This is a genomic window from Pseudomonas sp. W15Feb9B, assembly GCF_000828175.1.
GTDB lineage: Bacteria > Pseudomonadota > Gammaproteobacteria > Pseudomonadales > Pseudomonadaceae > Aquipseudomonas > Aquipseudomonas parakoreensis.
Genome location: NZ_JTKF01000010.1, coordinates 47309 through 73354, shown reverse-complemented (window position 1 = coordinate 73354; position 26046 = coordinate 47309). Strand labels below are relative to the sequence as shown.

The window sequence follows — 26046 nt, the reverse complement described above, 5'->3', positions numbered from 1 at the left end:
CTGAGCTACGAGTGCATTTGTTGCGCCGCATTATAGCCCGTCTAATCTCTATTCCAACCACTTTTTCTAATAAATTGAACAACTTACAGAAAAAGCCAGATTACAACGTACTAAGCAAATAATGGCGGAGAACGGGGGATTCGAACCCCCGACACCCTTTTGAGGTGTACTCCCTTAGCAGGGGAGCGCCTTCGGCCACTCGGCCAGCTCTCCGCAACACGGGGCGTATATTAACCACCTTCTTCCCCGTTTGCAAACATAAAAATCGATAAAAATTAATGGCTTGGTTCTTCGTCCTTCTCTTTCTTTATACGCAGGTAAATTTCCTCACGGTGCACGGCAACCTCTTTCGGGGCGTTGACGCCGATGCGCACTTGATTTCCTTTGACGCCGAGCACGGTCACGGTGATTTCGCCATCACCGATAATCAGGCTTTCTGCGCACCGACGAGTCAGAATCAGCATACCTTTCTCCTCACGCATTTCATTTCAGGGACAACAGTCTGCAAAAAAAAGGCACCCGACCTACAACCGGAGCGATCGTAGCCCTACATGCCTGAGTATTGACCAGCGCGAGCAAAAGAACAGTTCAGGGGGCTCGCGCCATTCAAAAAATAAAGGGCGCGGTCAGACCGCGCCCTTCAGGTGACCGGATTACTCGCCCTGACGGGCCGGAGCGTCCAGTTCGAAAGCCGTGTGCAGGGCGCGCACAGCCAGTTCCAGGTACTTCTCTTCGATCACCACGGAAACCTTGATTTCCGACGTCGAGATCATCTGGATGTTGATGCTTTCCTTGGCCAGGGATTCGAACATGCGGCTGGCCACGCCTGCGTGGGAACGCATGCCGACGCCGACGATCGAGACCTTGGCAATCTTGGTATCGCCTACGACTTCACGGGCACCGATCTCGCGAGCGGTGTTTTCCAGCACGGTCTGTGCGGCCTGGTAGTCGTTGCGGTGCACGGTGAAGGTGAAGTCGGTGGTGTTATCGTGCGCGACGTTCTGCACGATCATGTCGACTTCGATGTTCGCGGCACTGATCGGGCCGAGAATCTTGAACGCCACGCCCGGGGTGTCTGGCACGCCACGGATGGTCAGCTTGGCTTCATCGCGGTTGAAAGCGATGCCGGAAATGATCGGCTGTTCCATGGTTTCCTCTTCATCAATAGTAATGAGGGTGCCCGGACCCTCCTTGAAGCTGTGCAGTACGCGCAGCGGAACGTTGTACTTGCCGGCGAACTCCACCGCACGGATCTGCAGCACCTTGGAACCGAGGCTGGCCATTTCCAGCATCTCTTCGAAGGTGATCTTGTCCAGACGCTGAGCGACCGGCACCACGCGCGGGTCAGTGGTGTAGACACCATCGACGTCGGTGTAGATCTGGCACTCGTCAGCCTTCAATGCAGCCGCCAGTGCCACGCCCGTGGTGTCGGAACCGCCACGACCGAGGGTGGTGATGTTGCCGTGCTCGTCGACGCCTTGGAAACCGGCGACAACCACCACGCGACCTGCTTTCAGATCACCGCGAATCTTCTGGTCATCAATCTGCAAGATACGCGCTTTATTGTGCGCACTGTCTGTCAGGATCCGCACCTGATTACCGGTGTACGACACCGCCGGCACACCGCGCTTGATCAGCGCCATGGCCAACAGGGCAATCGTCACCTGCTCACCGGTGGAAACGATCACGTCCAGCTCACGTGGAACCGGTTGCACGTCGCCACTGATTTGCTTGGCCAGATCGATCAGACGGTTGGTTTCGCCGCTCATTGCAGACAGCACAACCACCAGGTCATCGCCGGCATCGCGGAATTTCTTAACCTTGTCGGCGACCTGCTCGATTCTCTCGACAGTGCCGACCGAGGTGCCTCCAAATTTCTGTACGATCAAAGCCATTTCAAAGCCGCCTCTGCCCATGAAGGGCGCCCAATAATCACTCGAACAGCCGCCGGGCCCGCCACTAGACTGCAGGCCCGACGGGCCGTCTTATAAACCCTGCTCGACGAATGGAACGGTCAGCGCCAGGGCGCCATCCAGTGCGCCGGCGTCGACACCGCCGCCCTGCGCCATGTCCGGACGACCACCGCCCTTCCCGCCCACTGCCGCAGCAGCCTGTTTCATCAAATCACCGGCTTTGAGTTGGCCAGTCAGGTCCTTGGTTACGCCTGCAACCAGTACGACCTTTTCCTCATGGACACTGCCGAGCAGGATCACTGCGCGGCCGAGTTTGTTTTTCAGCTGATCGACCAGCGCCAGCAGCGCCTTGCCGTCCTGACCATCCAGACGTGCAGCCAGAACCTTCACGCCTTTGACGTCGACTGCCGAGTTCGACAGATCGTCGCCGGCGGCGCTGGCGGCCTTGGCCTGCAACTGCTCGAGTTGCTTTTCCAGCGCGCGATTGCGCTCCAGCACAGCCGACAGCTTGTCGATCAGATTGTCGCGGCTGCCCTTGACCAGGTTGGCCGCTTCCTTGAGTTGTTCTTCAGCAGCGTTCAAGTAGGCCAGTGCTGCAGCACCGGTGACTGCCTCGATACGACGCACGCCCGATGCCACACCGCCTTCGCTGATGATTTTCAGCAGGCCGATGTCGCCGGTACGGTTGGCGTGGATACCGCCACACAGCTCGACGGAAAAATCGCCGCCCATGCTCAGCACGCGCACGTTGTCGCCGTACTTCTCGCCGAACAGCGCCATCGCGCCTTTCTGCTTGGCGGTTTCGATGTCGGTTTCTTCGGTTTCAACCGCGGAGTTCTTGCGGATCTCGGCGTTGACGATGTCTTCCAGCGCTTTGATCTGCTCAGGCTTGATCGCTTCAAAGTGGCTGAAGTCGAAGCGCAGACGCTGGCTATCCACCAACGAACCCTTTTGCTGAACGTGCTCGCCCAACACCTGACGCAGCGCAGCGTGAAGCAAGTGAGTCGCGGAGTGGTTCAGCGAGGTCGCGTGACGCACTTCGGCATCGACGTGGGTTTCCACTGGCGCGCCGATGGTCAGGCTGCCGGAATCCAGCACGCCGTGGTGCAGGAACGCGCCGCCGGTCTTGGTGGTGTCACGGACGTCGAAACGCGCGCTACCCGCCTGGAGGAAACCGCAGTCGCCGATCTGGCCGCCGGATTCAGCGTAAAACGGCGTCTGGTTCAGCACGATCACCGCCTCTTCGCCTTCACTCAAAACGTCGACCGACTGGCCATCTTTATAGATAGCGACGATTTTTGCCGAGCCGCTGGTGTCGGTGTAGCCGGTGAACTCGGTAGCCACATCAACCTTGACCAGGGTGTTGTAGTCCAGACCGAACGAGCTGGCCGAACGTGCACGCACACGCTGGGCTTCCATTTCACGCTCGAAGCCGACTTCGTCGACGGTCAAGCCACGCTCGCGAGCGATGTCGGCGGTCAGGTCCATCGGGAAACCGTAGGTGTCGTAGAGTTTGAACACTACGTCGCCCGGCACCACGGTGCCTTTGAGTTCCAGCAGATCCTGTTCGAGGATCTTCAGACCGTGCTCCAGGGTCTTGGAGAACTGTTCTTCCTCGGCCTTCAGTACGCGCTCGATGTTGCTCTGCTGCTTCTGCAGTTCCGGGAAGGCTTCGCCCATCTCGGCAACCAGCGCCGCGACGATCTTGTAGAAGAAGCTGCCAGTGGCGCCCAGCTTGTTGCCGTGACGGCAGGCGCGACGGATGATCCGGCGCAGCACGTAACCGCGACCTTCGTTGGACGGCAGTACACCGTCAGCGATCAGGAAGCCGCACGAACGGATGTGGTCGGACACCACTTTGAGCGACGACTGATCGCCGTTTTCGCAGCCGATGGCTTCAGCCGAGGCTTTGAGCAGGTTCTTGAACAGGTCGATGTCGTAGTTGGAATTGACGTGCTGCATCACCGCACTGATCCGCTCCAGGCCCATGCCGGTGTCGACCGACGGCGCTGGCAACGGATGCAACACGCCATCGGCGGTGCGGTTGAACTGCATGAACACGTTGTTCCAGATCTCGATGTAACGGTCGCCGTCTTCTTCCGGCGAACCCGGTGGGCCGCCCCAGATGTGGTCGCCGTGATCGTAGAAAATCTCGGTGCAGGGGCCGCACGGGCCGGTATCGCCCATGGTCCAGAAGTTGTCGGAGGCGTAAGGCGCGCCTTTGTTGTCGCCGATGCGGATCATGCGCTCGACCGGCACACCGATTTCTTTGGTCCAGATGTCATACGCTTCGTCGTCGGAGGCGTAGACGGTGACCCAGAGTTTTTCCTTCGGCAGTTTCAGAACGCCAGTCAGGAAGGTCCAGGCAAAGGTAATCGCGTCGTGCTTGAAATAGTCACCGAAGCTGAAGTTACCGAGCATTTCGAAGAAGGTGTGGTGACGAGCGGTATAACCGACGTTTTCCAGGTCGCTGTTCTTGCCACCGGCACGCACGCACTTCTGGCTACTGGTTGCGCGGGTGTACGCGCGCTTTTCCTGGCCCAGGAAGCAGTCCTTGAACTGGTTCATCCCCGCGTTGGTGAACAGCAGGGTTGGGTCGTTGCCCGGAATCAAAGAGCTGGAGGCTACACGGGTGTGGCCTTGCTCTTCGAAGAAGCGAAGGAAGGCTTCACGGATTTCTGCGCTTTTCATTAGGTTCTTCCACGGAGGCTGCGGCCAAAGGCCTGTACGAAACGTCAACAGACGAAACGACGGCAAAGGGCCGCATTATATCGGCCCTTCGCGCGGGGTACAGCGTGTTTATACGATAGTAACGGTCAATTGGACGGCTAACGCTGTCACTTGCGCGAAAACTCGACGAATGTCGCGATCACTTGCTCGATTTGCGAGCGATTGACGTCCATGTGCGTGACCATGCGCAAGCGCGCAGCGGCGCTCAACTTGATCCCGCGCTCGGCGGCAAACGCTTTGAGCGCTTCGGCACGGTCGCCCATTTGCACGTAGACCATGTTGGTCTGCACCGGCTCGACGCTGAACCCGGCCTCGCGCAGGCCTTCGGCCAGATAGTGCGCGTTGGCATGGTCATCCGCCAGACGCTCGACGTGGTGATCCAGCGCATACAGCCCCGCCGCCGCGAGCAAACCGGCCTGACGCATGCCGCCGCCGACCATTTTGCGCAGGCGGCGGGCCTTGCCGATCAACTCGGCTGAACCGCACAGCACCGAACCCACCGGCGCGCCAAGGCCTTTGGACAGACACACCGACACCGAATCAAAGTACTGAGTGATTTCCCGTGCATCGACGCCCAGCTTGACCGCGGCGTTGTAAAGGCGCGCGCCGTCGAGGTGCAGTTGCAAGCCTTTATCTTGAGTGAAGCGCCGGGCGCGGGCCAGATACTCCAGCGGCAGCACTTTGCCTTGCATGGTGTCTTCCAGCGCCAGCAAACGGGTACGGGCGAAATGGAAGTCGTCCGGCTTGATCGCTGCCGCGACCTGATCCAGATCCAGCGAACCGTCGGCCTGCACTTCCAGCGGCTGCGGCTGGATCGAGCCGAGCACCGCCGCGCCACCGCCTTCGTACTTATAGGTGTGCGCCTGCTGGCCGACGATGTATTCGTCGCCACGTTCGCAGTGCGCCATCAGGCCCAGCAGGTTGCTCATGGTGCCGGTCGGCACGAACAGCGCAGCGGCGAACCCCAGGCGCTTCGCCAGTTCCGCCTCCAGACGATTGACCGTCGGATCTTCGCCGTACACATCGTCACCGGTGGCCGCCGCCGTCATCGCGTCGAGCATGGCAGGAGTCGGTTGGGTAACGGTGTCGCTGCGAAGATCGATAATGCTCATGAACCTGGCCTCAGAGTCAGCAGGGGAAATCCCTTTTCGAAGGTGAATTACTGCGGTCATGGCGCCGATTAATCAACCCTTGAATGAGAAAAGGTCAGATTACGTCTTGAGAACACACCATCCATGTGGGAGCGAGCCTCGCTCCCACATGGTTCTGTGCAAGGCCGGAAAATATGTGATAAAAACGCTGCGCCGCCCGAGAACGGGCGGCAAAAACGTTCTCAGGGCGGGGTGCAATTCCCCACCGGCGGTAATTGCGCGCAACGCGCATAGCCCGCGAGCGCTTGGCGACGGACACGGCAAAGGCTGTGATCGGCGGCAAGGTCAGCAGACCCGGTGTGATTCCGGGGCCGACGGTCATAGTCCGGATGAAGAGAGAACGGGATTGACGCCAAAGGGCCGCCCGCGCGCTTGTGTGCTCGTGCGTACCCTTGAATCCCTTTCGATTCATAACGCCCTGTTTTTTACACAAACAGGAGTCAGAACATGCAACCCACCGCTATCGACAGCAAAAGCAAACACCCCCACGGCGAACGCGTTGCGTTCATCCAGGCCTGCTGGCACAAGGAAATCGTCGACCAGAGCCGTAAGGGCTTCGTCGCCGAAATGCTCGTTCAGGGTTATCAGGAATCGGACATCGATTTCTTTGAAGTCGGCGGCGCCTTTGAAATGCCTCTGCACGCCAAGTTGCTGGCCAAGACCGGCCGTTATGCCGGCATCGTCGCGGCTGCTCTGGTCGTGGACGGCGGCATCTACCGTCACGAGTTCGTTGCCCAGTCAGTGGTCAGCGGCCTGATGCAGGTGCAGCTGGAAACCGAAGTGCCGGTGTTCTCGGTATCGCTGACACCGCATCATTTCCATGCCGGTGAAGAGCACCAGAAATTCTTCTTCGAGCACTTCGTGCACAAGGGTCAGGAAGCGGCGCGGACTTGCGCGGATACGCTGCAGAAGGTTCGTGCGCTGCGTCGCAGTGAGCCGCGTGCAGTCGCCGTCTGACCACAACGCTCCCCTGTAGGAGCTGTCGAGTGAAACGAGGCTGCGATCTTTTGATCGTCTAAAAACAAGATCTAAAGATCGCAGCCTTCGGCAGCTCCTACAGGAATTTCTGTCAGCTCAGAGACGGCATCAGGCGAGATGTTCGTCAGTGGCCGGCACGATCAGGATGCCGGCGCGCAAGCCGTTCTTGACCTTGGGATTCGGGAAGATGATTCGTGCGCCCTCTTCCTCGATGATCCAGCGGGTATTGGCCAGATCTTCGGCCAGCAGATAACCCACATCCAATTCAGAAAAGTTCTCGATATCCGCCGGCAGGTTCAGGCGGAACGCATCGCTGTGCTTGATAATTTCCCGGGCGACGCTGAACAGCTGCAAACCCTCCAGTCCCTCTGCTGCCAGATCCGGCTCATTGCCATCGATGATCTGCTTCAGACGAGTTTCCAGACGTGAGACATCCACCCCTTGGTTCTGCCCGAACGGCCGTGCCTTGCCCAGCTCAAGAGTGAAAGCCTCGGCGCCGAGCTTGTCGTAGGTGTAGGAGCTGAACACGATCGACGGCTTGTTCTGCAGCAGCACCGCTTCCATCCCGGCGGCGCGCAGACGCGCCAGTTCGCGGCGCGAATGCTGACGTCCATCTTTCCACGGGTACAGGGCGAACTGCTCGATCTTCGAACCACGAATCGCGGTGTGCAGGTCGTAGTGCAGACGCTGACGGTCCGGCAGGCTGAAGAAACTCGCCGCCAGGCGTTCCAGCTCGCAGGCGCGGATGGCTTCGGAACCGCTGGTTTGTTCATGCCGGCCGTTGAACAGCCGATTGACGTCCTGCTCGACGAAGCGCTCGCCCTTGCGAATCGCTTCCGGGTTGCCGAACAGGAACAGAATGCGCGCGCGCGGCTTCAGATCGCCGCGAGCGATGTCATGCAGCAGCCGGTCGAGCAATTCGATCGGCGCTGTTTCATTGCCATGGATGCCTGCCGACAGCAGCAGGTCCAGGCCATTGTCGCGCGCTTCGGGTGGCCGGACTTCCAGCGCACCCTCGCTCAACCAGCGCATGCGCACGCCTTCGACAGTCAGTTGAGTCTTCTCCGCCGGTTCGCGGCCGGCGAGGGTCAGTTCAAGCAGTTTGCCGAGGGCGAGCATAGAGCGGTTTCCTTAGTGATCGTGGTTGCAATCCGGGCCGTGCACATGGTCTTCGTCGCCGACGTCAGCCGGTTCCATCTCCAGTTGCAGACTGACCAGATTAGTTGCCAATGGGCGCAGCAGCAGGTTGGCGTACTCTTCGTCACCTTCCTCGACGTCCACGCCGATCAGCAGCTGGCCACGGCCGTCCTGCTGGATCCACAGCTCTTTGCCTTGCCACATGACCGCGACGCGGGTGCACGAGGTTTGCAGTTGCGTGCCGTCGGTGTCTTCAAGGATCAGCTGCAGGGAATCGCTCATGTTTTTACTCTCTTGGGGAGACAAGCCGCGCGTCGCGTTCAGGCGACGCGCCGGCCATCAATTGATCTGGAATGGATAAACCGAGCCCAGTTTAAGGATTTGCGTCAGTTCATCCAGTGCCGTCCGGCATTCAAGCAGCAATTGCGGGTCCGCCAGATCGGTTTCGCTCAGGCGGTCGCGGTAGTGCTTTTCAACCCATGCGGTCAACGAACCGTACAACGGTGCGGTCATGATAACCCCTGGGTTGACTGCTGCCAGCTCGGTTTCGTTGAGCGCGACGCGCAGTCGCAGGCACGCCGGGCCACCGCCGTTCTGCATGCTTTGCTTGAGGTCGAAGACTTTGACTTCGCGGATTAGCCCGCCGGAGCTGGTCAGACCTTGCAGGTAGTTCCACACACGCTCGTTGCCACGGCACTCTTCCGGCACGATCAGCAGCATCGAGCCATCCGGACGCGACAACAGCTGGCTGTTGAACAGATAGGAGCGCACCGCATCGTCCACGGTGACCGCCGAACGCGGCACGCAGATCGACTGGAACTGGCCGCCGACCTTGGCCAGTTTGCCCTGCAACTCGGCCAGCATCTGTTCGGTGTCGAGGAACGCGTCCTCGTGATAGAACAGCACCTCGCCGTTACCCACCGCGATCACGTCGTTGTGGAATACGCCCTGGTCGATCACCGCCGGGTTCTGCTGCGCGTAGACCACGCCCTCGTCACGCAGACCGTGCAGACGCGCCACCGCTTGCGACGCTTCCAGCGTCTGGCGCGCCGGGTACTTTTGCGGCGCCGGGTAGCGAGTGTCGAACGCACTGCGCCCGAACACGAAAAACTCGACACCGGCCTCACCGTACTCACGGCAGAAACGCGTGTGGTTGGCCGCGCCTTCGTCACCGAACTGCGCCACCGCCGGCAACGCGGCGTGATGGGCGAAGTGCTGCTGATCGGCGAACATCGCACCGAGCACGCGGCTGGTGGTCGGGTGTTCGATGCTGCGGTGGTATTTGCAGTTGAGGTTGGCGGCGGTGAAATGCACGCGACCGTCAGCAGTATCGGCACTCGGGCTGACGGTGGCGGCGTTGGCCACCCACATGCTCGACGCCGAGCAACTGGCAACCAGCAACGGCATGGCTTCTTTCGCGGCGCGCTCGATCACTTGCGCGTCGGTGCCGCTGAAACCCAAGCGGCGCAACGCGGCCACGTCCGGACGCTCCTGCGGCGCCAGCACGCCTTGCTGAAAGCCCATTTCCATCAGCGCTTTCATTTTCGCCAGACCTTGCAGCGCCGCTTCCTTCGGGTTCGAAGACTGCTGGCTGTTGCTCTGGGACGCAACGTTGCCGTAGGACAGACCACCGTAGTTATGGGTCGGCCCCACTAGACCGTCAAAATTGACTTCATAGGATTTCATCAGCGAGGCTCCACGAGAATCTGTTGTTATAGGCTTCAGTAACTATTCTTTGAGACCGCGGCGCGGCCATCGCTGGCAAGCCAGCTCCCACAGGGATCTCATCGCACTTGTGGGAGCTGGCTTGCCAGCGATAGGCATCACACCATTTTCACGCCAGGCGTCAGGGCCGCCGGCAACGTCAGGCTCGGGGTTTCCAGCGAGGCCACCGGGTACGCGCAGTAATCTGCCGCGTAGTAAGCGCTGGCGCGATGGTTGCCCGAAGCGCCGACACCGCCGAACGGCGCGCTGCTCGCGGCACCGGTCAGCTGTTTGTTCCAGTTGACGATACCGGCGCGACTTTCCAGCCAGAACTGCTGATAACGATCTTCGGAATCCGACAGCAAGCCAGCCGCCAGGCCATAAGCGGTATCGTTGGCCTCAGCGATCGCCGCAGCGAAATCGGCGTAGCGGATCACTTGCAGCAACGGGCCGAACAATTCTTCGTCCGGACGCTCGGCCACGGCGGTCACATCAAGAATGCCCGGGGTCAGCAAGGCCGATTGCGCTTGCGGCTGAGTCATCGCCAACAGCGACACCGCGCCATTGGCCAGCAGATGTTGCTGGGCATCCATCAGCGCTTTCGCCGCGCCAAGGGAAATCACCGAGCCCATGAACGGCGCCGGCTGTTGATCGAACGCACCGACTTCGAGGGTCGCGCTGACGTCCACCAGACGCTTGAGCAGGCTGTCGCCCCACGCGCCTTGCGGCACCAGCAGACGACGCGCGCACGTGCAGCGCTGACCGGCGGAGATGAACGCCGACTGAATGATCGTGTACACCGCCGCGTCCAGATCAGCCACCTGATCGACCACCAGCGGGTTGTTGCCACCCATTTCCAAAGCAAGAATCTTGTCCGGACGCCCGGCGAACTGCTGGTGCAGGTGATTGCCGGTGCGGCTCGAACCGGTGAAGAACAGACCGTCGATGCCCGGGTTGGCCGCCAGGGCGATACCGGTTTCGCGAGCACCTTGCAGCAGGTTCAACACGCCGGCCGGCAGACCGGCTTCGATCCAGCACTTGACCGTCAGTTCGGCGACTTTCGGCGTCAGCTCGCTTGGCTTGAACAGCACGCTGTTACCGGCCAGCAGCGCCGGCACGATGTGGCCGTTCGGCAAGTGGCCCGGGAAGTTGTAAGGGCCGAACACCGCCACCACACCGTGTGGCTTGTGGCGCAGTACGGCGGTGGCGTCGCCCAGCGGGCCGCTCTTCTCGCCGGTACGTTCGCGATAGCTCTGTACCGAAATCGCGATCTTGTTGACCATGCTGGTGACTTCGGTTGCCGCTTCCCACAGAGGCTTGCCGGTTTCCTCACCGATGGTGCGGGCCAGTTCGTCGCTGTGATTTTTCAGTGCCGCGGCGAAAGCCTCGAGGACGCTGATGCGCTCATCCAGCGAACGCCGCGCCCAACCCGGAAAGGCCTGACGCGCCGCCTGCACGGCGGACTCGACCTGAGCGGCGGTGGCGCCCTCCCCCGACCACAGCACTTGCTGGGTCACCGGATTCAGCGACTGGAAGGCTTCGCCCTGACCGGCCAGCCATTCACCTGCGATGTATAGCGAATTCATTATTTCGACTCCCGAGCAGCAGACAACGCCACGGCGCGCACTTGATCGCCGGCGTTGAGTTGAAGACGTTTGGCGGTCAGCGGATCGACCACCAGCGTGCCGGCGGCCAGACGGGCCGGGGCAGCCGTAATGCGGCAGTCTTCGCGCTTGCGGTTATGGATGATGAACGGCGTGGCGTCATCGCCCGGCGTACCGATCGCCAGCACCAGCGCTTCGCTGTCGCGCACCGCGCGGATCTTGCTGGTTTCGCACTCGATGGCCGGGCCGGCATCGAAGATATCGACGTAGCCCTGATAGCTGAAACCTTCGCTCTTGAGCATCGCCAGCGCCGGCTCGGTGTCCGGGTGCACCTGACCGATGACGTTGCGCGCATCCGGCGACAGGAAGCAGGTGTACAGCGGGAATTTCGGCATCAGTTCGGCGATGAACGCCTTGTTGCCGACGCCGGTCAGGTAATCGGCCTGGCTGAATTCCATCTTGAAAAAGTGCCGACCGAGGCTTTCCCAAAACGGCGAACGACCGGCCTCATCGGAAACACCACGCATCTCGGCGATGATCTTGTTGCCGAACAGTTCCGGAAACTCGGCGATGAACAGCATGCGCGCCTTGGACAGCATGCGGCCGTTCAGCCCGGTGCGGTAATCGGCGTGCAGGAACAGCGAGCACAGCTCGGAGTTGCCGGTCAGGTCGTTGGCGAGGAACAGCGTCGGAATCTCGCGATAAATGTTCAGCTCTTGCGAGGCGCTAACGGTCAGGCCGACGCGGAAGTTGTACCACGGCTCACGCAGACCGACCGCGCCGGCAATGGCGGAAATCCCCACCACGCGACCGTTGTCGTCTTCGAGCACGAACAGGTAGTCCGCGTCGCCACGACCGGCTTCGCCGCGGAAGGTCTTCTCGGCCCAGCCGACTCGGTGAGTCAAACGCTCTTCATTGGCCGGCAAGGTGGTCAGGCCGGTGCCGGTGCTGCGGGCCAGGTCGATCAGCGCGGATAAATCGCTGCTGCGTACGGGACGAACAATCATGCTATCTCCTCAAACGGGCCGCCTTCGCCACCCGTGAAACTCGCTAAGGCGTTAAACCGCCACCAGGCGCACGCTGGCACCTTCACCGACGCCCAGGGCTTCGGCTGCTTCCAGATCCAGGGTCACCGGTTTGCCCGGCGCGTAATCGAGTTCCAGCAGCACCGCGCGGTAATCCTGCAACTGCGCGTTGGCCACCAGATACTGGCGCCCGGCACCTTTGACCGGTTCACCGATCTTCACCGGCACCACACGGCTCTGGGCGATCGAACGGATCCCCGAAACACGCGCATGCAGGGTCGGGCCACCGTCGAAAATGTCGATGTAGTGATCGGTCTCGAAGCCTTCGCGCATCAGGATGTCGAAGGTGATCTGCGCACGCGGGTGCACCTGGCCCATCGCTTCCTGAGCGGAATCCGGCAGCAGCGGCACGTAGATCGGGTAATGCGGCATCAGCTCGGCGAGGAACGTGCGGCTCTTCAGGCCACACAGGCGCTCGGCTTCGGCGTAGTTGAGGTCGAAGAAGTTGCGACCGATTGCATCCCAGAATGGCGAGTCGCCGTTCTCGTCGCTGTAGCCGACAATCTCGGTCACCACCGAATCGGCGAAACGCTCCGGGTGGCTGGCAACGAACAGCAGGCGACCACGGGAGTTGAGCTCGGCCCACGGCGACCCCACCAGCTCACGCTGCACGTAGAAACTGGTCAGCAAGCTGTTGCCGGTCAGGTCGTGGCATTGCGAAAGCACGTGGATCTTGTTGTGGATTTTCAGCTCGCGAGAAGCGTGGACGAAGGTCTCGTTGCGGAAGCTGTAGAACGGCTCCGAGTAACCGGCCGAGGCGACAATGGCCGAGCAGCCGACCAGTTTGCCGGTGGCGGTGTCTTCGAGGACGAAGAAGTAGCTCTCTTCACCGTTGAAGCTCACTTCGGCAGCGAACGAGGCTTCGCTTGCAGCGATCTTGTCGCTCAGGCGTTCCACGTCATCCGGCAAGGAAGTGACACCAATCGGACTGTCCGCAGCCAGACGCTGTACCTCGCCCAGATCAGCCATTTGCGCAGGGCGCATCACCAGCATGGTGTCACTCCTTTCTCTTATAAAAATTTACTGAAAAAAACACCGGATACTGTGGGAGCGAGCCTGCTCGCGAAAGCGGTCTATCTGTCAGCAAAAATGTTGACTGACACGCCGCCTTCGCGAGCAGGCTCGCTCCCACAATGGAACTCGCCCGGTATCAAAATTGGGTTCGACGCCAGAATCCTCAGGCGTCGAAAGGTCTATCAGGCTTGCGTCAGTGCGGCGGCGGCGCGTTCGAAGCGGTCGAGACCGGCGTCGATATCGGCGTCTTCCACCACCAGGCTCGGTGCGAAACGAATCACGTCCGGGCCGGCCTGAAGAATCATCAGGCCTTCTTTTTCAGCGGCGTTGAAGATGTCCTTGGCTTTGCCTTTCCAGGCATCGCTCAGCACGCAACCGATCAACAGACCGAGGCCACGCACCTGAGTGAACAGGCCGTACTTCTCGCCAATCTGCTGCAGGCGGGTCTTGAATTTGTCGTGCTTGGCGTTGACGCCGTTCAGCACCTCAGGGGTGTTGATCACGTCGATCACCGCTTCGGCTACCGAACACGCCAGCGGGTTGCCGCCGTAAGTGGTGCCGTGGGTGCCGACCACCAGATGCTTGGCCAGCGCTTCGGTGGTCAGCATTGCCGCAATCGGAAAACCGCCGCCCAGGCTCTTGGCGCTGGTCAGAATGTCCGGGGTCACGCCGTAGTGCTGGTAAGCGAACAGATGGCCGGTACGGCCCATGCCGGTCTGCACTTCGTCGAACACCAGCAGCGCGTGGTGCGCGTCGCACAGTTCACGGGCACCTTGCAGGTAAGCCAGTTCGGCCGGCAGTACACCGCCTTCGCCCTGGATCGGTTCGAGCACGACCGCACAAGTCTTGTCGGACACCGCCGCTTTCAGCGCGGCCAGATCGTTGTAAGGAACGTGAGTGATGCCGGTGATTTTCGGACCGAAACCGTCGGAGTACTTCGACTGGCCACCGACGTTGACGGTGAACAGGGTACGGCCGTGGAAGCTGTTGAGCGCGGCGATGATCTCGTACTTCTCGCTGCCGAAACGGTCGAACGCCACGCGACGGGCCAGCTTGAACGCGGCCTCGTTGGCTTCGGCGCCCGAGTTGCAGAAGAACACGCGCTCGGCGAACGTGGCGTCGATCAGCTTGTGCGCCAGGCGCAGGGCCGGCTCGTTGGTGAACACGTTGGACACGTGCCACAGCTTGTTCGCCTGTTCGGTCAGCGCACCGACCAGCGCCGGATGCGCATGGCCCAATACGTTAACGGCAATCCCGCCGGCGAAGTCGATCAGCTCCCGGCCGCTCTGGTCCCAGACGCGGGAACCGGCGCCACGCACCGGAATAAAAGCGGCGGGCGCGTAGTTGGGAACCATTACCTGGTCGAAATCGGCGCGTTCTACCGCAGCGTGCTCAACGGACATCGGAGTCTCCTGAAGAGGAACACCCGCCTGAAACTGGCGAGCGATGGGGGGATTGTAAGGACAGTTTTCAGCCCGGCCTTGTCGCCAAGCGACAACTTCTTATAGCGCAAACCCCGGATTTTCCCGGGTTTACGGCAATGCGACATATAGCGTCGCAAAGGCGCAGTTTAACTGGCCGCAGCCGTTTGCGGCAGCTTGCTGATTTGTACCCGAGAACGAATTGGCGAGTGCGGTATATAGGTACCGCACATCACCCTGAAGAGCAGTTTTTACCGGGCGGACTTTTCCAGCGCAGGCAACCGCCCACGCGCCGAAAAAAACGGGCAACCCGATACACCCACGAAGGCGAGATGAAAGAGGCCAGGGTCGACGCTGCAAAACACTCGGCTCGCCCCTGAACAGGACGCGGATCAACCGCGCTCTGGCGGCACCGACGACAGTTCGAAAGGACTGCTGCTGCGTCGCTGATTGCGATCTTCCCGTGGCGTCGCGCCGAAGAAGTTGCGGTAGGCGCTGGAGAAATGCGGCCCGGAGGAGAAACCGCAGGACAGGCCGATCTGGATGATCGACTTGCTTGTCTGCATCAGCATCTGCCGGGCCTTGTTCAGGCGCAATTCCAGGTAGTACTGGCTCGGCACGCGGTTGAGGTATTGCTTGAAGATCCGCTCCAGCTGTCGACGGGACACGCACACATGCTGGGCGATTTCGTCGGTGGTCAGCGGCTCTTCGATGTTGGCTTCCATCAGCAACACCGCTTGGGTGAGCTTCGGATGGCTGGAACCGAGGCGGTTCTGCAGTGGAATGCGCTGGCGTTCACCGCCCTCGCGGATGCGCTCGACCACCAGTTCTTCGGACACCGCACCGGCCAGTTCTGCCCCATGATCACGGGCCAGCACCGCCAGCAACAGGTCGAGTACCGACATGCCGCCACACGCGGTCAGGCGATCACGATCCCAGTCGAACAGGTGACTGGTGGCGATGACTTTCGGGAAGCGCTCGGCGAAATCGTCCTGCCAGCGCCAGTGCACAGCCGCGCGATAACCGTCGAGCAGACCGAGCTGCGCCAACGGATAGACACCGGCCGACAGACCACCGATCACGCAACCGGCCCGCACCAGTTGCTTGAGTGCGCTGCTGAGGGCCGGGGCCAGAGTGGTAGGCGGCTCGTCGGCGAGCAAAAAGAGTTTCTGGAAGTTTTCCAGCTTGCCGGTCCAGGCCTCGCCCGGCAGTTGCCAGGCACCGTCGGCTGCAACGTCTGTCACGGCTTCGGCCTGGAGGAACGACAATTCGTAGACCACCTCCGGATGCACCCGCTGGGCAACACGCAAGGCCTCCTCCGCCAGCGCCAGCGTCAGAGCTTTAGTGCTGGGCCAAATCAGGAAACCAATTCGATGGGCAGTCATGGGCGGGCAATCCGAAACGAAGAACGGTGATGAAGGCATGGGCCAATGCTAGCCCGTAAATGAACGCAAATCTCGAAACCTGCAAAGCTCCCACTGTAGGAGCTGTCGAGTGAAACGAGGCTGCGATCTTTTGATTTTCAAAAGCAAGGGCAAAAGATCGCAGCCTTCGGCAGCTCCTACAGGGGATTGGAGCCAACCTTCAGGCTGCGAAGCATGCACTATTTGGGTGCATATCGGCAGATCTGATTACTTGAGACTGCCCGAGAGGAACTGCTGCAAACGCTCGGATTGCGGATTGACCAGCACTTCGCGCGGGTTGCCGCTCTCTTCCACGACACCTTTGTGCAGGAACACCAACTGGTTCGACACTTCACGGGCGAAGCCCATTTCGTGCGTAACCACGACCATGGTGCGACCTTCCTGAGCCAGCGCTTGCATCACCTTCAGAACGTCGCCCACCAGCTCCGGATCGAGCGCCGACGTCGGTTCGTCGAACAGCATCACTTCCGGCTCCATCGCCAGCGCGCGGGCAATCGCCACACGCTGCTGCTCGCCACCGGACATGTGCCCCGGGAACGCGTCTTTACGATGGGCCACGCCAACCTTGTTCAGGTAGTGCTCGGCTTTCTCGCGCGCTTCGGCCTTGGACACGCCCAGCACGTGGACCGGCGCTTCCATGATGTTTTCCAGCGCGGTCATGTGCGACCACAGGTTGAAATGCTGGAACACCATCGACAGGCGCGAACGCATGCGCTGCAGCTGTTTCGGATCAGCGGCTTTCAGCGCGCCGTCCTTGTTCGCTACCAGTTTCAACTCTTCGTTGTTGAGCAGGATCTTGCCCGCGTGCGGTTGCTCAAGCAGGTTGATGCAACGCAGGAAAGTACTTTTGCCGGAGCCACTGGAGCCGATGATGCTGATCACATCGCCGGCTGCCGCCTTCAGGGACACGCCCTTGAGCACTTCGTGACTGCCATAGCGTTTATGCAGGTCTTGGACTTCAAGTTTGTACATGCGGTCGGTTCTCACAAAAACAGTCAGTCAGTCGTTGAGCAAGCGCCCGTGACGCAGCGCTTCGCGCCCCGCCACCTTGGCCAGCCAGAAACCGGGTTGGGCATAGCGCAGCCGTTCAATGGCAAACAGCACCCCGGAGGTACCAGCACACACCGTGCTGACCCGATCGGACACAGGATCGATCACTTCGAAAATCTCATCCCCGGCTTCAACCCACTCGCCGGGTTTACGCAGAAAACTCACCACACCGGGGTGCGGCGCCAACAGTAATTCAGTGCCTTCGAACGGCATGCCTTCGCACGGTTCATTGGCCGGCTTTGGCCACTCGCCAGTGATCAGGCCTTGCTCGGCGAGGAACGCCAGAATGCCTTCGGCCCAGGCCAGTGCATCGGCGCGGTCGGTGTTGGCCTGACCGCCCAGCTCGACAGTCGTCGCCAGGCACGCCAGCGGAATCTGCGCGTCCGGGAACTGCCGCGACAGGCGCAGCCACGGCAACGAGCACGCTTCATCGAAGGAGCTGCCACCAGAGTCTTCCGCCAGCAAACCGACCTTCACATTCAGGTGCGCGGCCAGCGAACGCCACTGCGGCCAGTGCTGCGGCAGCGCATACATGTGCAGCGCGGCTTCGGCATCGCAGTGAAGGTCCAGCACCACATCGGCGGTGCAGGCATGGCTGAGCAACACGCGCTGCATGCCTTGCAACTGGCTGCCCGCCTCGGGCAATGCCGCCAGATGCTCAGCCATGGCCTGACGGATCAGGCGAATGTTGGCGTGCGGATCGTCACCGAGACGCTCGGCCAGCGCCGCTGCAACCGGCGCGCTCAGCTCGACGAAATCGCGGTTGAAATTCTTGCCGCTGCCCGCCTCGAAACGTCCCTGATGATTGCCTTGCAGCAATTGGCCGAGGCCCAGCGGGTTGGCGACCGGCACCAGCTCGATCACGCCGTTGAGCAGGCCTTGGGCTTCGAGTTCGCCAAGGCGCTTTTTCAGCTCCCAGGCGGTGCGCATGCCCGGCAGTTCATCAGCGTGCAGGCTCGCTTGAATGTAAGCCTTGCGCTCGCCCTGGCCAAAACGGAAGACCGAGATCTTGCGCTCGCTGCCCAGATGGCTCCACGGCAATACGTGGTCGATGCGTTCCATATCAGTGCTTCCGCGGGGCCAGGTAGCTCAGCCAGCGACGCTCGGCCAGCTTGAACAGCTTCACCAGAATGAAGGTCAGGCACAGATAGAACAGGCCAGCGGTGATGTACGCCTCGAACGGCAGGTAGTACTGCGCGTTGACGGTACGGGCCGCGCCGGTGATGTCGATCAGGGTCACGATGGACGCCAGACTGGTGGTCTGCAGCATCATGATCACTTCGTTGCTGTATTGCGGCAGCGCCCGACGCAGGGCCGATGGCAACAGGATGCGCTTGTACATCTTGAAGCGCGACATGCCCATGGCCTTGGCGGCTTCGATCTCGCCGTTCGGCGTGGCCTTGAGGCTGCCGGCGATGATTTCGGCGGTGTAGGCGCTGGTGTTGATCGCGAAGGCCAGGCACGCACAGAACGTCGCGCTGGACAGCCACGGCCACATGAAGCTTTCACGGACTGCTTCGAACTGCGCCAGACCGTAGTAGATCAGGAACAGTTGCACCAGCATCGGCGTGCCGCGGATCACGTAGGTGTAGAGCCACGCGGCGCCGTTGACGATCGGGTTCTTGGAGACGCGCATCAGGCCCAGCGGCAGTGCCGCCAGCAGACCGAACAACAGCGACAGCGCGAGCAATTTGAGGGTGGTCAGCAGGCCGCCGAGGTACAGCGGCATGGCCTCCCAAATGACGTTGTAGTCGAAGATCATAGATCAGCCGCCCTTACGCCTACCGAGTAGCGCTTCTCAAGGTGACGCAGCGCCAGCAACGAGACGCTGGTGATCACCAGGTACATCGCCGCCACTGCGAGGAAGAAGGTGAAAGGCTCGCGGGTGGCGTCTGCCGCCTGCTTGGCCTTGAACATCATGTCTTGCAGACCGACTACCGAAATCAGCGCGGTGGCCTTGGTCAGCACCAGCCAGTTGTTGGTGAAGCCGGGAATCGCCAGGCGAATCATCTGCGGCACCATCACCCGGAAGAACACCTGAAAACTGCTCATGCCGTACGCCATGCCCGCTTCGGCCTGGCCCTTGGGGATCGCCATGAACGCACCACGGAAGGTTTCCGACAGGTAGGCGCCGAAGATGAAACCGAGGGTGCCGATACCGGCGGCCAGCGGGTTCAGGTCGATGTAGTCGTCATAGCCAAGCATCGGCGCGACGCGGTTGAGCAAGTCCTGACCGCCGTAGAAAATCAGCAGGATCAGCACCAGGTCGGGAATCCCGCGGATCACCGTGGAATACAGATCGCCCAGCCACGCCAGCCAGCGAATCGGCGACAGGCGCAACGCGACCCCGATCAGCCCGAGAACGATGGCCAGGGCCATGGACGACAAGGCGAGCTGAAGCGTCAGCCATGCGCCATCGAGGATGACAGCCCCGTAGCCTTTCAACATGATTCAGGTCCTCGAAAGTTGGGATGAAAAAATGGCGCAAACCGCAGAGATCCTGTTGCTTGCGCCATTTCTGACTTGTCGCAGAGACGTGTTACTTGCCGTAGATATCGAAGGCGAAGTACTTGTCCTGGATAGCTTTGTATTTACCGTTTTCACGGATGGCCGCGATGGCCGCGTTGATCTTGTCTTTCAGCGCGTCACCCTTGCGCACAGCAATGCCTACGCCGTCGCCGAAGTATTTGACGTCGGTGAACTGCGGGCCAACGAAGGCGAAGCCTTTGCCGGAATCAGTATTCAGGAAGCCGTCCTGCAGCAGGGTGGCGTCCGCCACGGTACCGTCGAGACGACCGGCGGCCACGTCGAGGTAGATTTCGTTCTGCGAGCCGTATGGCTTGATCTCGGCACCCAGCGGGGCCAGGACTTCACGGGCGAAACGCTCGTGGATCGAACCACGTTGCACACCGATGTTCTTGCCTTTGAGCTCGGACAGGTTGTCGCTGACAACGGTGCCTTGCTTCATGACCAGACGGGCCGGGGTGTTGTAGTACTTATTGGTGAAGTCCACGGACTTCTTGCGGTCTTCGGTGATCGACATGGACGACAGGATCGCGTCGATCTTGCGCACTTTCAGTGCCGGGATCAGACCGTCGAACTCTTGCTCGACCCACTGGCACTTGACCTTCATTTCTTCACACAGGGCATTGCCGATGTCGTAGTCGAAACCAACGATGCTGCCATCCGGCGCTTTGGAAGCGAACGGAGGGTAAGCCGCTTCGATACCGATCTTCAGAGGTTTTTCATCAGCGAAGGAATTCAGCGACAGCACGGACAGTGCCAGGGCGCCAAGCAGCACAAGTTTCTTCATCTTGGGACTCCATCGGTAAAGGGCAAAAACGGCAGAGTGAGCGACAGCCCAATATGCGAATGGGTGAATCGGGAAAGCGGTGCAGCATCGGTGGGAATTTCCCGGTGAAACCACCAGGGGTTTCAACGTCAGCCACGATGAGCGAGTGATCGGCATTCTAACGACAGGCCCGAAGCCGATATTTCTTCAATGCGACAACTAATTACAGATGCACAGAGAAACCCGCTTGAGCGCATTGACAGCCTTGCAAATTCATGCAAGAGCGAAAGACAGTGAACCGATCTATGCTGCAAATTGCGGGCCTATTATTCGCAAACCCTTCTAATCCGGCAAGCGCAGCGTTGGGTCTTATTTTTCACCGGGGATTTTGAGGCTCTAAAACGGGGCGATGCGTTTCCCTTTGCCCCGGTTTGACGCGGGCGGTTACACATTCGGTTACGTGGAAGGCAGGCGGTAACAGCGGGAAATGTCTTACGGGGGAGATCGATAATTATTGGTTGGGTGGTTTGGGTTTCTGACAGGGGAATACTGCGGCGTCTGACAGATGGCTATCGCTGGCAAGCCAGCTCCCACAGGGATTTCGATTAAGATTGAAATCCCGTTCACACCTCGGAAACCTGTGGGAGCTGGCTTGCCAGCGATGAGGCCGGCACAGCCAGCACAAACCCACCTGACACAAAAAAGCCCCGCCCGGCATCACCGGACAGGGCTTTTCAATGCATCAGAGAGGCTTAAGCCACATTCATCGTCTTGTGCGTATCAATCAAATGCTGCACCACACCCGGATCCGCCAGGGTCGAGATATCCCCCAACCCTTCGTATTCCGCCGTGGCGATCTTGCGCAGAATCCGCCGCATGATCTTGCCCGAACGCGTCTTCGGCAGCCCCGGCGCCCACTGGATCACGTCCGGCGAGGCAATCGGGCCGATCTCTTTGCGCACCCAGTTCTTCAGTTCCAGGCGCAGTTGCTCGCTCGGCTCTTCGCCATTCTTCAGGGTGACGTAGACATAAATGCCCTGCCCCTTGATGTCGTGCGGCACACCGACCACCGCCGCTTCGGCGACTTTCGGGTGGGCGACCATCGCACTTTCGATCTCGGCGGTACCCATGCGGTGGCCGGAAACGTTGAGCACGTCGTCCACGCGCCCGGTGATCCAGTAGTAACCATCGGCATCACGCCGCGCACCGTCACCGGTGAAGTACATGCCACGGAAGGTCTTGAAGTAAGTGTCGACGAAACGGTCATGATCGCCATACAGCGTACGCGCCTGACCTGGCCACGAATCGAGAATCACCAGATTGCCCTCGGCCTCGCCCTCGATGATGTTGCCGAGGTTGTCGACCAGCGCCGGTACCACGCCGAAGAACGGACGTGCCGCCGAACCCGGCTTCAGTGCATGCGCCCCCGGCAGCGGACTCATCATGTTGCCGCCGGTTTCGGTCTGCCACCAGGTATCGACGATCGGGCAACGCGACTTGCCGACATTCTTGTAGTACCAGTCCCAGGCTTCCGGGTTGATCGGCTCGCCGACCGAACCGAGCAGACGCAGGCTGCTGCCATCCGCGCCCTCAACGGCAGCGGTGCCGGACGCCATCATCGCGCGGATCGCGGTCGGTGCGGTGTAGAGGATGTTGACCTTGTGCTTGTCGACGATCTTCGCCACCCGGGTGATGTCCGGGTAGTTCGGCACGCCTTCGAACAGCAGTGTGGTCGCGCCATTGGCCAGCGGGCCGTAGACGATGTAACTGTGGCCGGTGACCCAGCCGACGTCGGCGGTGCACCAGTAGATTTCGCCCGGACGGTAGTCGAACACGCGCTCGTGGGTCATCGCCGCGTACAGCAAATAACCGCCGGTGGTGTGCTGCACGCCCTTCGGCTTGCCGGTCGAGCCGGAGGTATAAAGGATGAACAGCGCTTCTTCGGCGCCCATCTCTTTCGGCGCGCAGACGGTGCCCGCCACTTTCATCAGGTCTTCGTACCAGATGTCGCGATGCTGGTTCCACTTGATGTCGCCGCCGGTGCGCTTGCACACGATGACTTTCTGGATGCTGCTGGTTTCCGGGTTGGTCAGCGCGTCGTCGACGTTGGCCTTTAGCGAGATCTTCTTGCCGGCACGAATGCCTTCGTCAGCGGTGATCACCACTTTCGATTTGCAGTCGATGATCCGCCCCGCCAGCGCTTCCGGCGAGAAGCCACCGAACACCACCGAGTGAATCGCACCGATCCGGGTACAGGCCAGCATGGCGACCACGGCTTCAGGGATCATCGGCATATAGATAGTCACCACGTCGCCGCGGTGCACGTCCTGACCACGCAGGGCGTTGGCCAGTTTGCACACTTGCTCGTGCAATTCGCGGTAGGTGATGTTGCGGCTTTCGGAAGGATCGTCGCCTTCCCAGATGATTGCGACTTGGTCGCCGCGCTCGGCCAGATGACGGTCGAGGCAGTTGTAGGAAACGTTCAGGGTGCCGTCGGCGAACCATTTGATGTCGACATGGTGATCGTCGAAGGAAGTCTGCTTCACCGTGGTGAAAGGCTTGATCCAGTCGAGGCGCTTGGCTTGCTCGCGCCAGAAACCGTCGGGGTTGACGACCGACTGCTGGTACATGGCTTTGTAGGTCGCCTCGTCAGTCAGCGTATTGGCCAGAACCTCGGGACGAACGGGATACAGAGAAGCCGCACTCATCTTTCTTACCTCGGTGGAATAGTTGTTTTTGTATGACCCCGTTGTAGCCGGGCCGGGCCCATAGAACCATTCGACGATGGTAGTAACAAGCCCCTACAAAACATCCAGTTACCCCTGACGCATGCCCTGCGCTGCTTGTTCCAATACTCCACAACCCCTGTGGGAGCTGGCTTGCCAGCGATTCAGGCGACTCGGATATTCAGGCAAAACGGATCACCGGCAAACCTGGCCCCAGGCAATTTCGACCGATTGTTACCAAAACCGCGAAAAGTGTTTATCAAAACCCCACCTGTTTACCCCCACCCCACCTCCCTAAAATCCACCTCGCCGACAAGGCAAACGCGATTAACAACGTTACAGCCCCCACGAAGGCCGTTAATCCAGCTCTCAAGTAATAACTGCAAATGATGAAGTTCCACACGCAACCCTAAAAAGGTTGCGTGACCCCACTCGACCTCAAAAAGGTAAATCTGAAATGAAAGCTTTATTGGTTCTGGCCCTCAGCAGTCTGTGCGCAACCGCCATGGCAGACGAGGTCCCGACTGATGTCGCACAGCAACAACCGGCTATCGAGGAATACACTTACTCGACCCACCTGGACATCGCCAACGTAGTGTCCATGAGCGAAGTTCCAAACGTCTGCGAAGTTGTTCCGATGAAAATGGAGTACGACGACTCCAAGGGTCAGCGTCACATCCTGCGTTACAGCGTGATGGGTAACGGTTGCACCAATTGATGATCGAGACTGCACCGAATCGGATCGCTCAACGCCTCATTTGAGGGTCGATTCCAGCCCGGCTTCGGTCGGGCTCAGTTGTGTCTGGAGTCGTCAAAAATGCTTGCAAAACACTAGATGTAGTGAAAACACGGTTTTTTTGTTCGTTTTTTGAGCAATTCCACAATCGCGAGATTTTTACGAAAAAAAATCTATCCCCGGCAAAGCCCTGTAAACCCGCACTCTCATCGAAAAACCAGCCTCCTCGACCGCGCCATGCGCGGATTCGCCTCAGCACAGCCGTGTTTTTTTCCCTATAATGCCGCCCTAATCGGGTCAGCAATATTCCCTTACAGGGAGCAAAAGCCATTCTGAAGCCCCGCAGCAGCGTCAACGCTGATCTGCGCCCGTCAGAGGCTCTCGGAAACCCGTACAAAATTCTGTTTTATTGCCTGCCTTGGCTGCCGCAAAAAACGATTCCTTAAGATCCAACGCGGTCTGTACGACCGTGTGAAAAAACCACCAATCAGGTTTCACACGGGGCGACAGGCCCTCACGCAGGAGACGACACGTCATGCTGAGCTGGGACGAATTCGACAAAGAAGACAGTGAAGTAGCAACCGTGAAAGGCGCCAACGCCGGCCACGCTACTGAAGCCAACATGGACCGCCTCGATAGCGCCGGCGGTGCCGCAGCGCTGGAAGCCCGCGCCGTGACCGCCGACGACTCGGCCGCCGTGGCCCGCGCCAAGGCTGCACTGGATTCCCTCGACGTCGCCGAAGGCCTCGCTGAACTCGAAGGCGCCTCCGCCCGCGTCGCCGTTGACGAAAAGCGCATGATCAACTGCCGCGCCGACCTCAACCAACTCGTACCATTCAAGTACGACTGGGCCTGGCAGAAGTACCTGGACGGCTGCGCAAACCACTGGATGCCGCAAGAAGTCAACATGACCGCCGACATCGCCCTCTGGAAAAACCCGGAAGGCCTGACCGACGACGAGCGCCGCATCGTGATGCGCAACCTCGGCTTCTTCTCCACCGCCGACTCCCTGGTTGCCAACAACCTGGTGCTGGCCGTGTACCGCCTGATCACCAACCCGGAATGCCGCCAGTACATCCTGCGCCAGGCCTTCGAAGAGGCGATCCACACCCACGCCTACCAGTACTGCATCGAATCGCTGGCCATGGATGAAGGCGAGATCTTCAACATGTACCACGAGATCCCGTCGGTCGCCAAAAAGGCAGCCTGGGGCCTGAAATACACCCGCTCGATCTCCGATCCGAAGTTCGAAACCGGCACCCCGGACACCGACAAAGAACTGCTGCGCAACCTGATCGCCTACTACTGCGTACTGGAAGGCATCTTCTTCTACTGCGGTTTCACCCAGATCCTCTCCATGGGCCGCCGCAACAAAATGACCGGCGTCGCCGAGCAGTTCCAGTACATCCTGCGCGACGAATCCATGCACCTGAACTTCGGCATCGACGTGATCAACCAGATCAAAATCGAAAACCCACACCTGTGGGATGCCGAAATGAAGGAAGAAGCGACCCAGATGATCCTGCAGGGTACGCAGCTGGAAATCGAATACGCCCGCGACACCATGCCTCGCGGCGTACTGGGCATGAACGCGGCGATGATGGAGGACTACCTGAAGTTCATCGCTAACCGTCGTTTGTCGCAGATCGGTTTGAAAGAAGAGTACCCAGGGACCACTAACCCGTTCCCTTGGATGAGCGAGATCATGGACTTGAAGAAAGAGAAGAATTTCTTTGAGACGAGAGTGATTGAGTATCAGACTGGTGGGGCGTTGAGCTGGGACTAATGGTCTCGCTTGGCACGATTTTGACGATTGCTGCCTGAGTCGAAAAGTCGAGAAATCAAAAGCCCCGATTTGATCGGGGCTTTTTTATGGACGATTGGTAATCGTTTTTTACGCCTACGTCACAGCGCTCAATCTCCTACAGCACTTACAGCTGCGTCCCATTGAAGCCCGCTACAAGCACTACTAAGCTCTATCAAAGGTGCCTAAGAAACGCCCAACGTAGAAAGCTCGGTCAGTGACACAGACGTGTAATTCGTCGGTGACAACTGCTCTGCTCGTTGGGATTTCTTAAGTC

21 protein-coding genes, 1 tRNA gene and 1 riboswitch are annotated in these 26046 nt (G+C 59.9%); of the genes, 3 read left to right on the top strand and 19 right to left on the bottom strand.

Going from position 1 to position 26046, the window contains the following annotated elements:
• Window positions 1–122: 122 nt before the first annotated feature.
• From OC71_RS07550 to ltaE, 5 genes are all read right to left on the bottom strand, one after another.
• Window positions 123–213: transfer RNA gene (locus OC71_RS07550), tRNA-Ser, on the bottom strand.
• 62 nt (window positions 214–275) lie between these two features.
• On the bottom strand, window positions 276–464 hold the full coding sequence (gene csrA / locus OC71_RS07545; RefSeq protein WP_002554426.1) for a carbon storage regulator CsrA: 189 nt from the start codon (window positions 462–464) through the stop codon (window positions 276–278).
• 189 nt (window positions 465–653) lie between these two features.
• Complete coding sequence (locus OC71_RS07540) at window positions 654–1895, bottom strand: aspartate kinase (protein ID WP_025112914.1); 1242 nt, start codon at window positions 1893–1895, stop codon at window positions 654–656.
• A 90-nt stretch (window positions 1896–1985) separates the two neighbouring features.
• Window positions 1986–4604 (bottom strand): alanine--tRNA ligase, encoded by a 2619-nt coding sequence (gene alaS / locus OC71_RS07535; RefSeq protein ID WP_041066546.1) that lies wholly within the window; start codon window positions 4602–4604, stop codon window positions 1986–1988.
• A 146-nt stretch (window positions 4605–4750) separates the two neighbouring features.
• On the bottom strand, window positions 4751–5755 hold the full coding sequence (ltaE, locus tag OC71_RS07530) for a low-specificity L-threonine aldolase (RefSeq protein WP_041066543.1): 1005 nt from the start codon (window positions 5753–5755) through the stop codon (window positions 4751–4753).
• A gap of 213 nt (window positions 5756–5968) precedes the next feature.
• Window positions 5969–6140, top strand: a riboswitch (FMN riboswitch).
• A 101-nt stretch (window positions 6141–6241) separates the two neighbouring features.
• Here ltaE and OC71_RS07525 point away from each other — a divergent pair.
• Window positions 6242–6751: a 6,7-dimethyl-8-ribityllumazine synthase gene (locus tag OC71_RS07525; RefSeq protein WP_041066540.1), complete on the top strand. Its 510-nt coding sequence runs from the start codon at window positions 6242–6244 to the stop codon at window positions 6749–6751.
• A gap of 129 nt (window positions 6752–6880) precedes the next feature.
• Here OC71_RS07525 and astE read toward each other — a convergent pair whose 3' ends face one another.
• The 14 genes from astE to acs form a co-directional block, all read right to left on the bottom strand.
• Window positions 6881–7891, bottom strand: a complete 1011-nt coding sequence (gene astE / locus OC71_RS07520; RefSeq protein WP_041066537.1) for a succinylglutamate desuccinylase — start codon at window positions 7889–7891, stop codon at window positions 6881–6883.
• A gap of 12 nt (window positions 7892–7903) precedes the next feature.
• Window positions 7904–8191, bottom strand: a complete 288-nt coding sequence (locus OC71_RS07515; RefSeq protein ID WP_041066534.1) for a hypothetical protein — start codon at window positions 8189–8191, stop codon at window positions 7904–7906.
• A 57-nt stretch (window positions 8192–8248) separates the two neighbouring features.
• Window positions 8249–9595 (bottom strand): N-succinylarginine dihydrolase, encoded by a 1347-nt coding sequence (astB, locus tag OC71_RS07510; RefSeq protein WP_041066531.1) that lies wholly within the window; start codon window positions 9593–9595, stop codon window positions 8249–8251.
• Between the two features lie 137 nt (window positions 9596–9732).
• Window positions 9733–11202, bottom strand: a complete 1470-nt coding sequence (gene astD, locus OC71_RS07505) for a succinylglutamate-semialdehyde dehydrogenase (RefSeq protein ID WP_174377357.1) — start codon at window positions 11200–11202, stop codon at window positions 9733–9735.
• Complete coding sequence (astA, locus tag OC71_RS07500; protein ID WP_027612638.1) at window positions 11199–12224, bottom strand: arginine N-succinyltransferase; 1026 nt, start codon at window positions 12222–12224, stop codon at window positions 11199–11201. The genes astD and astA overlap by 4 nt, the downstream gene beginning before the upstream one ends.
• A gap of 51 nt (window positions 12225–12275) precedes the next feature.
• Entirely contained in the window at window positions 12276–13295 is a 1020-nt protein-coding gene (gene aruF / locus OC71_RS07495; protein ID WP_025112905.1) for an arginine/ornithine succinyltransferase subunit alpha, read from the bottom strand.
• A gap of 203 nt (window positions 13296–13498) precedes the next feature.
• Window positions 13499–14719, bottom strand: coding sequence for an aspartate aminotransferase family protein (locus OC71_RS07490; RefSeq protein ID WP_041066522.1), 1221 nt, complete (start codon window positions 14717–14719; stop codon window positions 13499–13501).
• Window positions 14720–15129: 410 nt separating this feature from the next.
• Entirely contained in the window at window positions 15130–16122 is a 993-nt protein-coding gene (gene argR / locus OC71_RS07485; protein ID WP_041066519.1) for a transcriptional regulator ArgR, read from the bottom strand.
• Between the two features lie 246 nt (window positions 16123–16368).
• Complete coding sequence (locus OC71_RS07480) at window positions 16369–17133, bottom strand: ABC transporter ATP-binding protein (RefSeq protein WP_003227281.1); 765 nt, start codon at window positions 17131–17133, stop codon at window positions 16369–16371.
• Window positions 17134–17160: 27 nt separating this feature from the next.
• Window positions 17161–18273, bottom strand: a complete 1113-nt coding sequence (locus OC71_RS07475; protein ID WP_041066513.1) for a M14 family metallopeptidase — start codon at window positions 18271–18273, stop codon at window positions 17161–17163.
• 1 nt (window position 18274) lies between these two features.
• Window positions 18275–18973, bottom strand: a complete 699-nt coding sequence (locus tag OC71_RS07470) for an ABC transporter permease (RefSeq protein ID WP_041066510.1) — start codon at window positions 18971–18973, stop codon at window positions 18275–18277.
• A complete protein-coding gene (locus tag OC71_RS07465; RefSeq protein WP_003227287.1) occupies window positions 18970–19659 on the bottom strand; it encodes an ABC transporter permease in 690 nt (229 codons plus the stop codon). Before OC71_RS07465 ends, OC71_RS07470 begins: the two co-directional genes overlap by 4 nt.
• Window positions 19660–19750: 91 nt before the next feature.
• Window positions 19751–20524 (bottom strand): ABC transporter substrate-binding protein, encoded by a 774-nt coding sequence (locus OC71_RS07460; RefSeq protein ID WP_027612633.1) that lies wholly within the window; start codon window positions 20522–20524, stop codon window positions 19751–19753.
• A gap of 731 nt (window positions 20525–21255) precedes the next feature.
• Window positions 21256–23211: an acetate--CoA ligase gene (gene acs, locus OC71_RS07455; RefSeq protein ID WP_041066505.1), complete on the bottom strand. Its 1956-nt coding sequence runs from the start codon at window positions 23209–23211 to the stop codon at window positions 21256–21258.
• A gap of 475 nt (window positions 23212–23686) precedes the next feature.
• Here acs and OC71_RS07450 point away from each other — a divergent pair, with 475 nt between their 5' ends.
• Together OC71_RS07450 and OC71_RS07445 are read left to right on the top strand one after the other, a co-directional pair.
• A complete protein-coding gene (locus tag OC71_RS07450) occupies window positions 23687–23947 on the top strand; it encodes a DUF2790 domain-containing protein (RefSeq protein ID WP_003227290.1) in 261 nt (86 codons plus the stop codon).
• 553 nt (window positions 23948–24500) lie between these two features.
• Window positions 24501–25751: a ribonucleotide-diphosphate reductase subunit beta gene (locus OC71_RS07445; protein WP_003227292.1), complete on the top strand. Its 1251-nt coding sequence runs from the start codon at window positions 24501–24503 to the stop codon at window positions 25749–25751.
• Window positions 25752–26046: the final 295 nt, after the last annotated feature.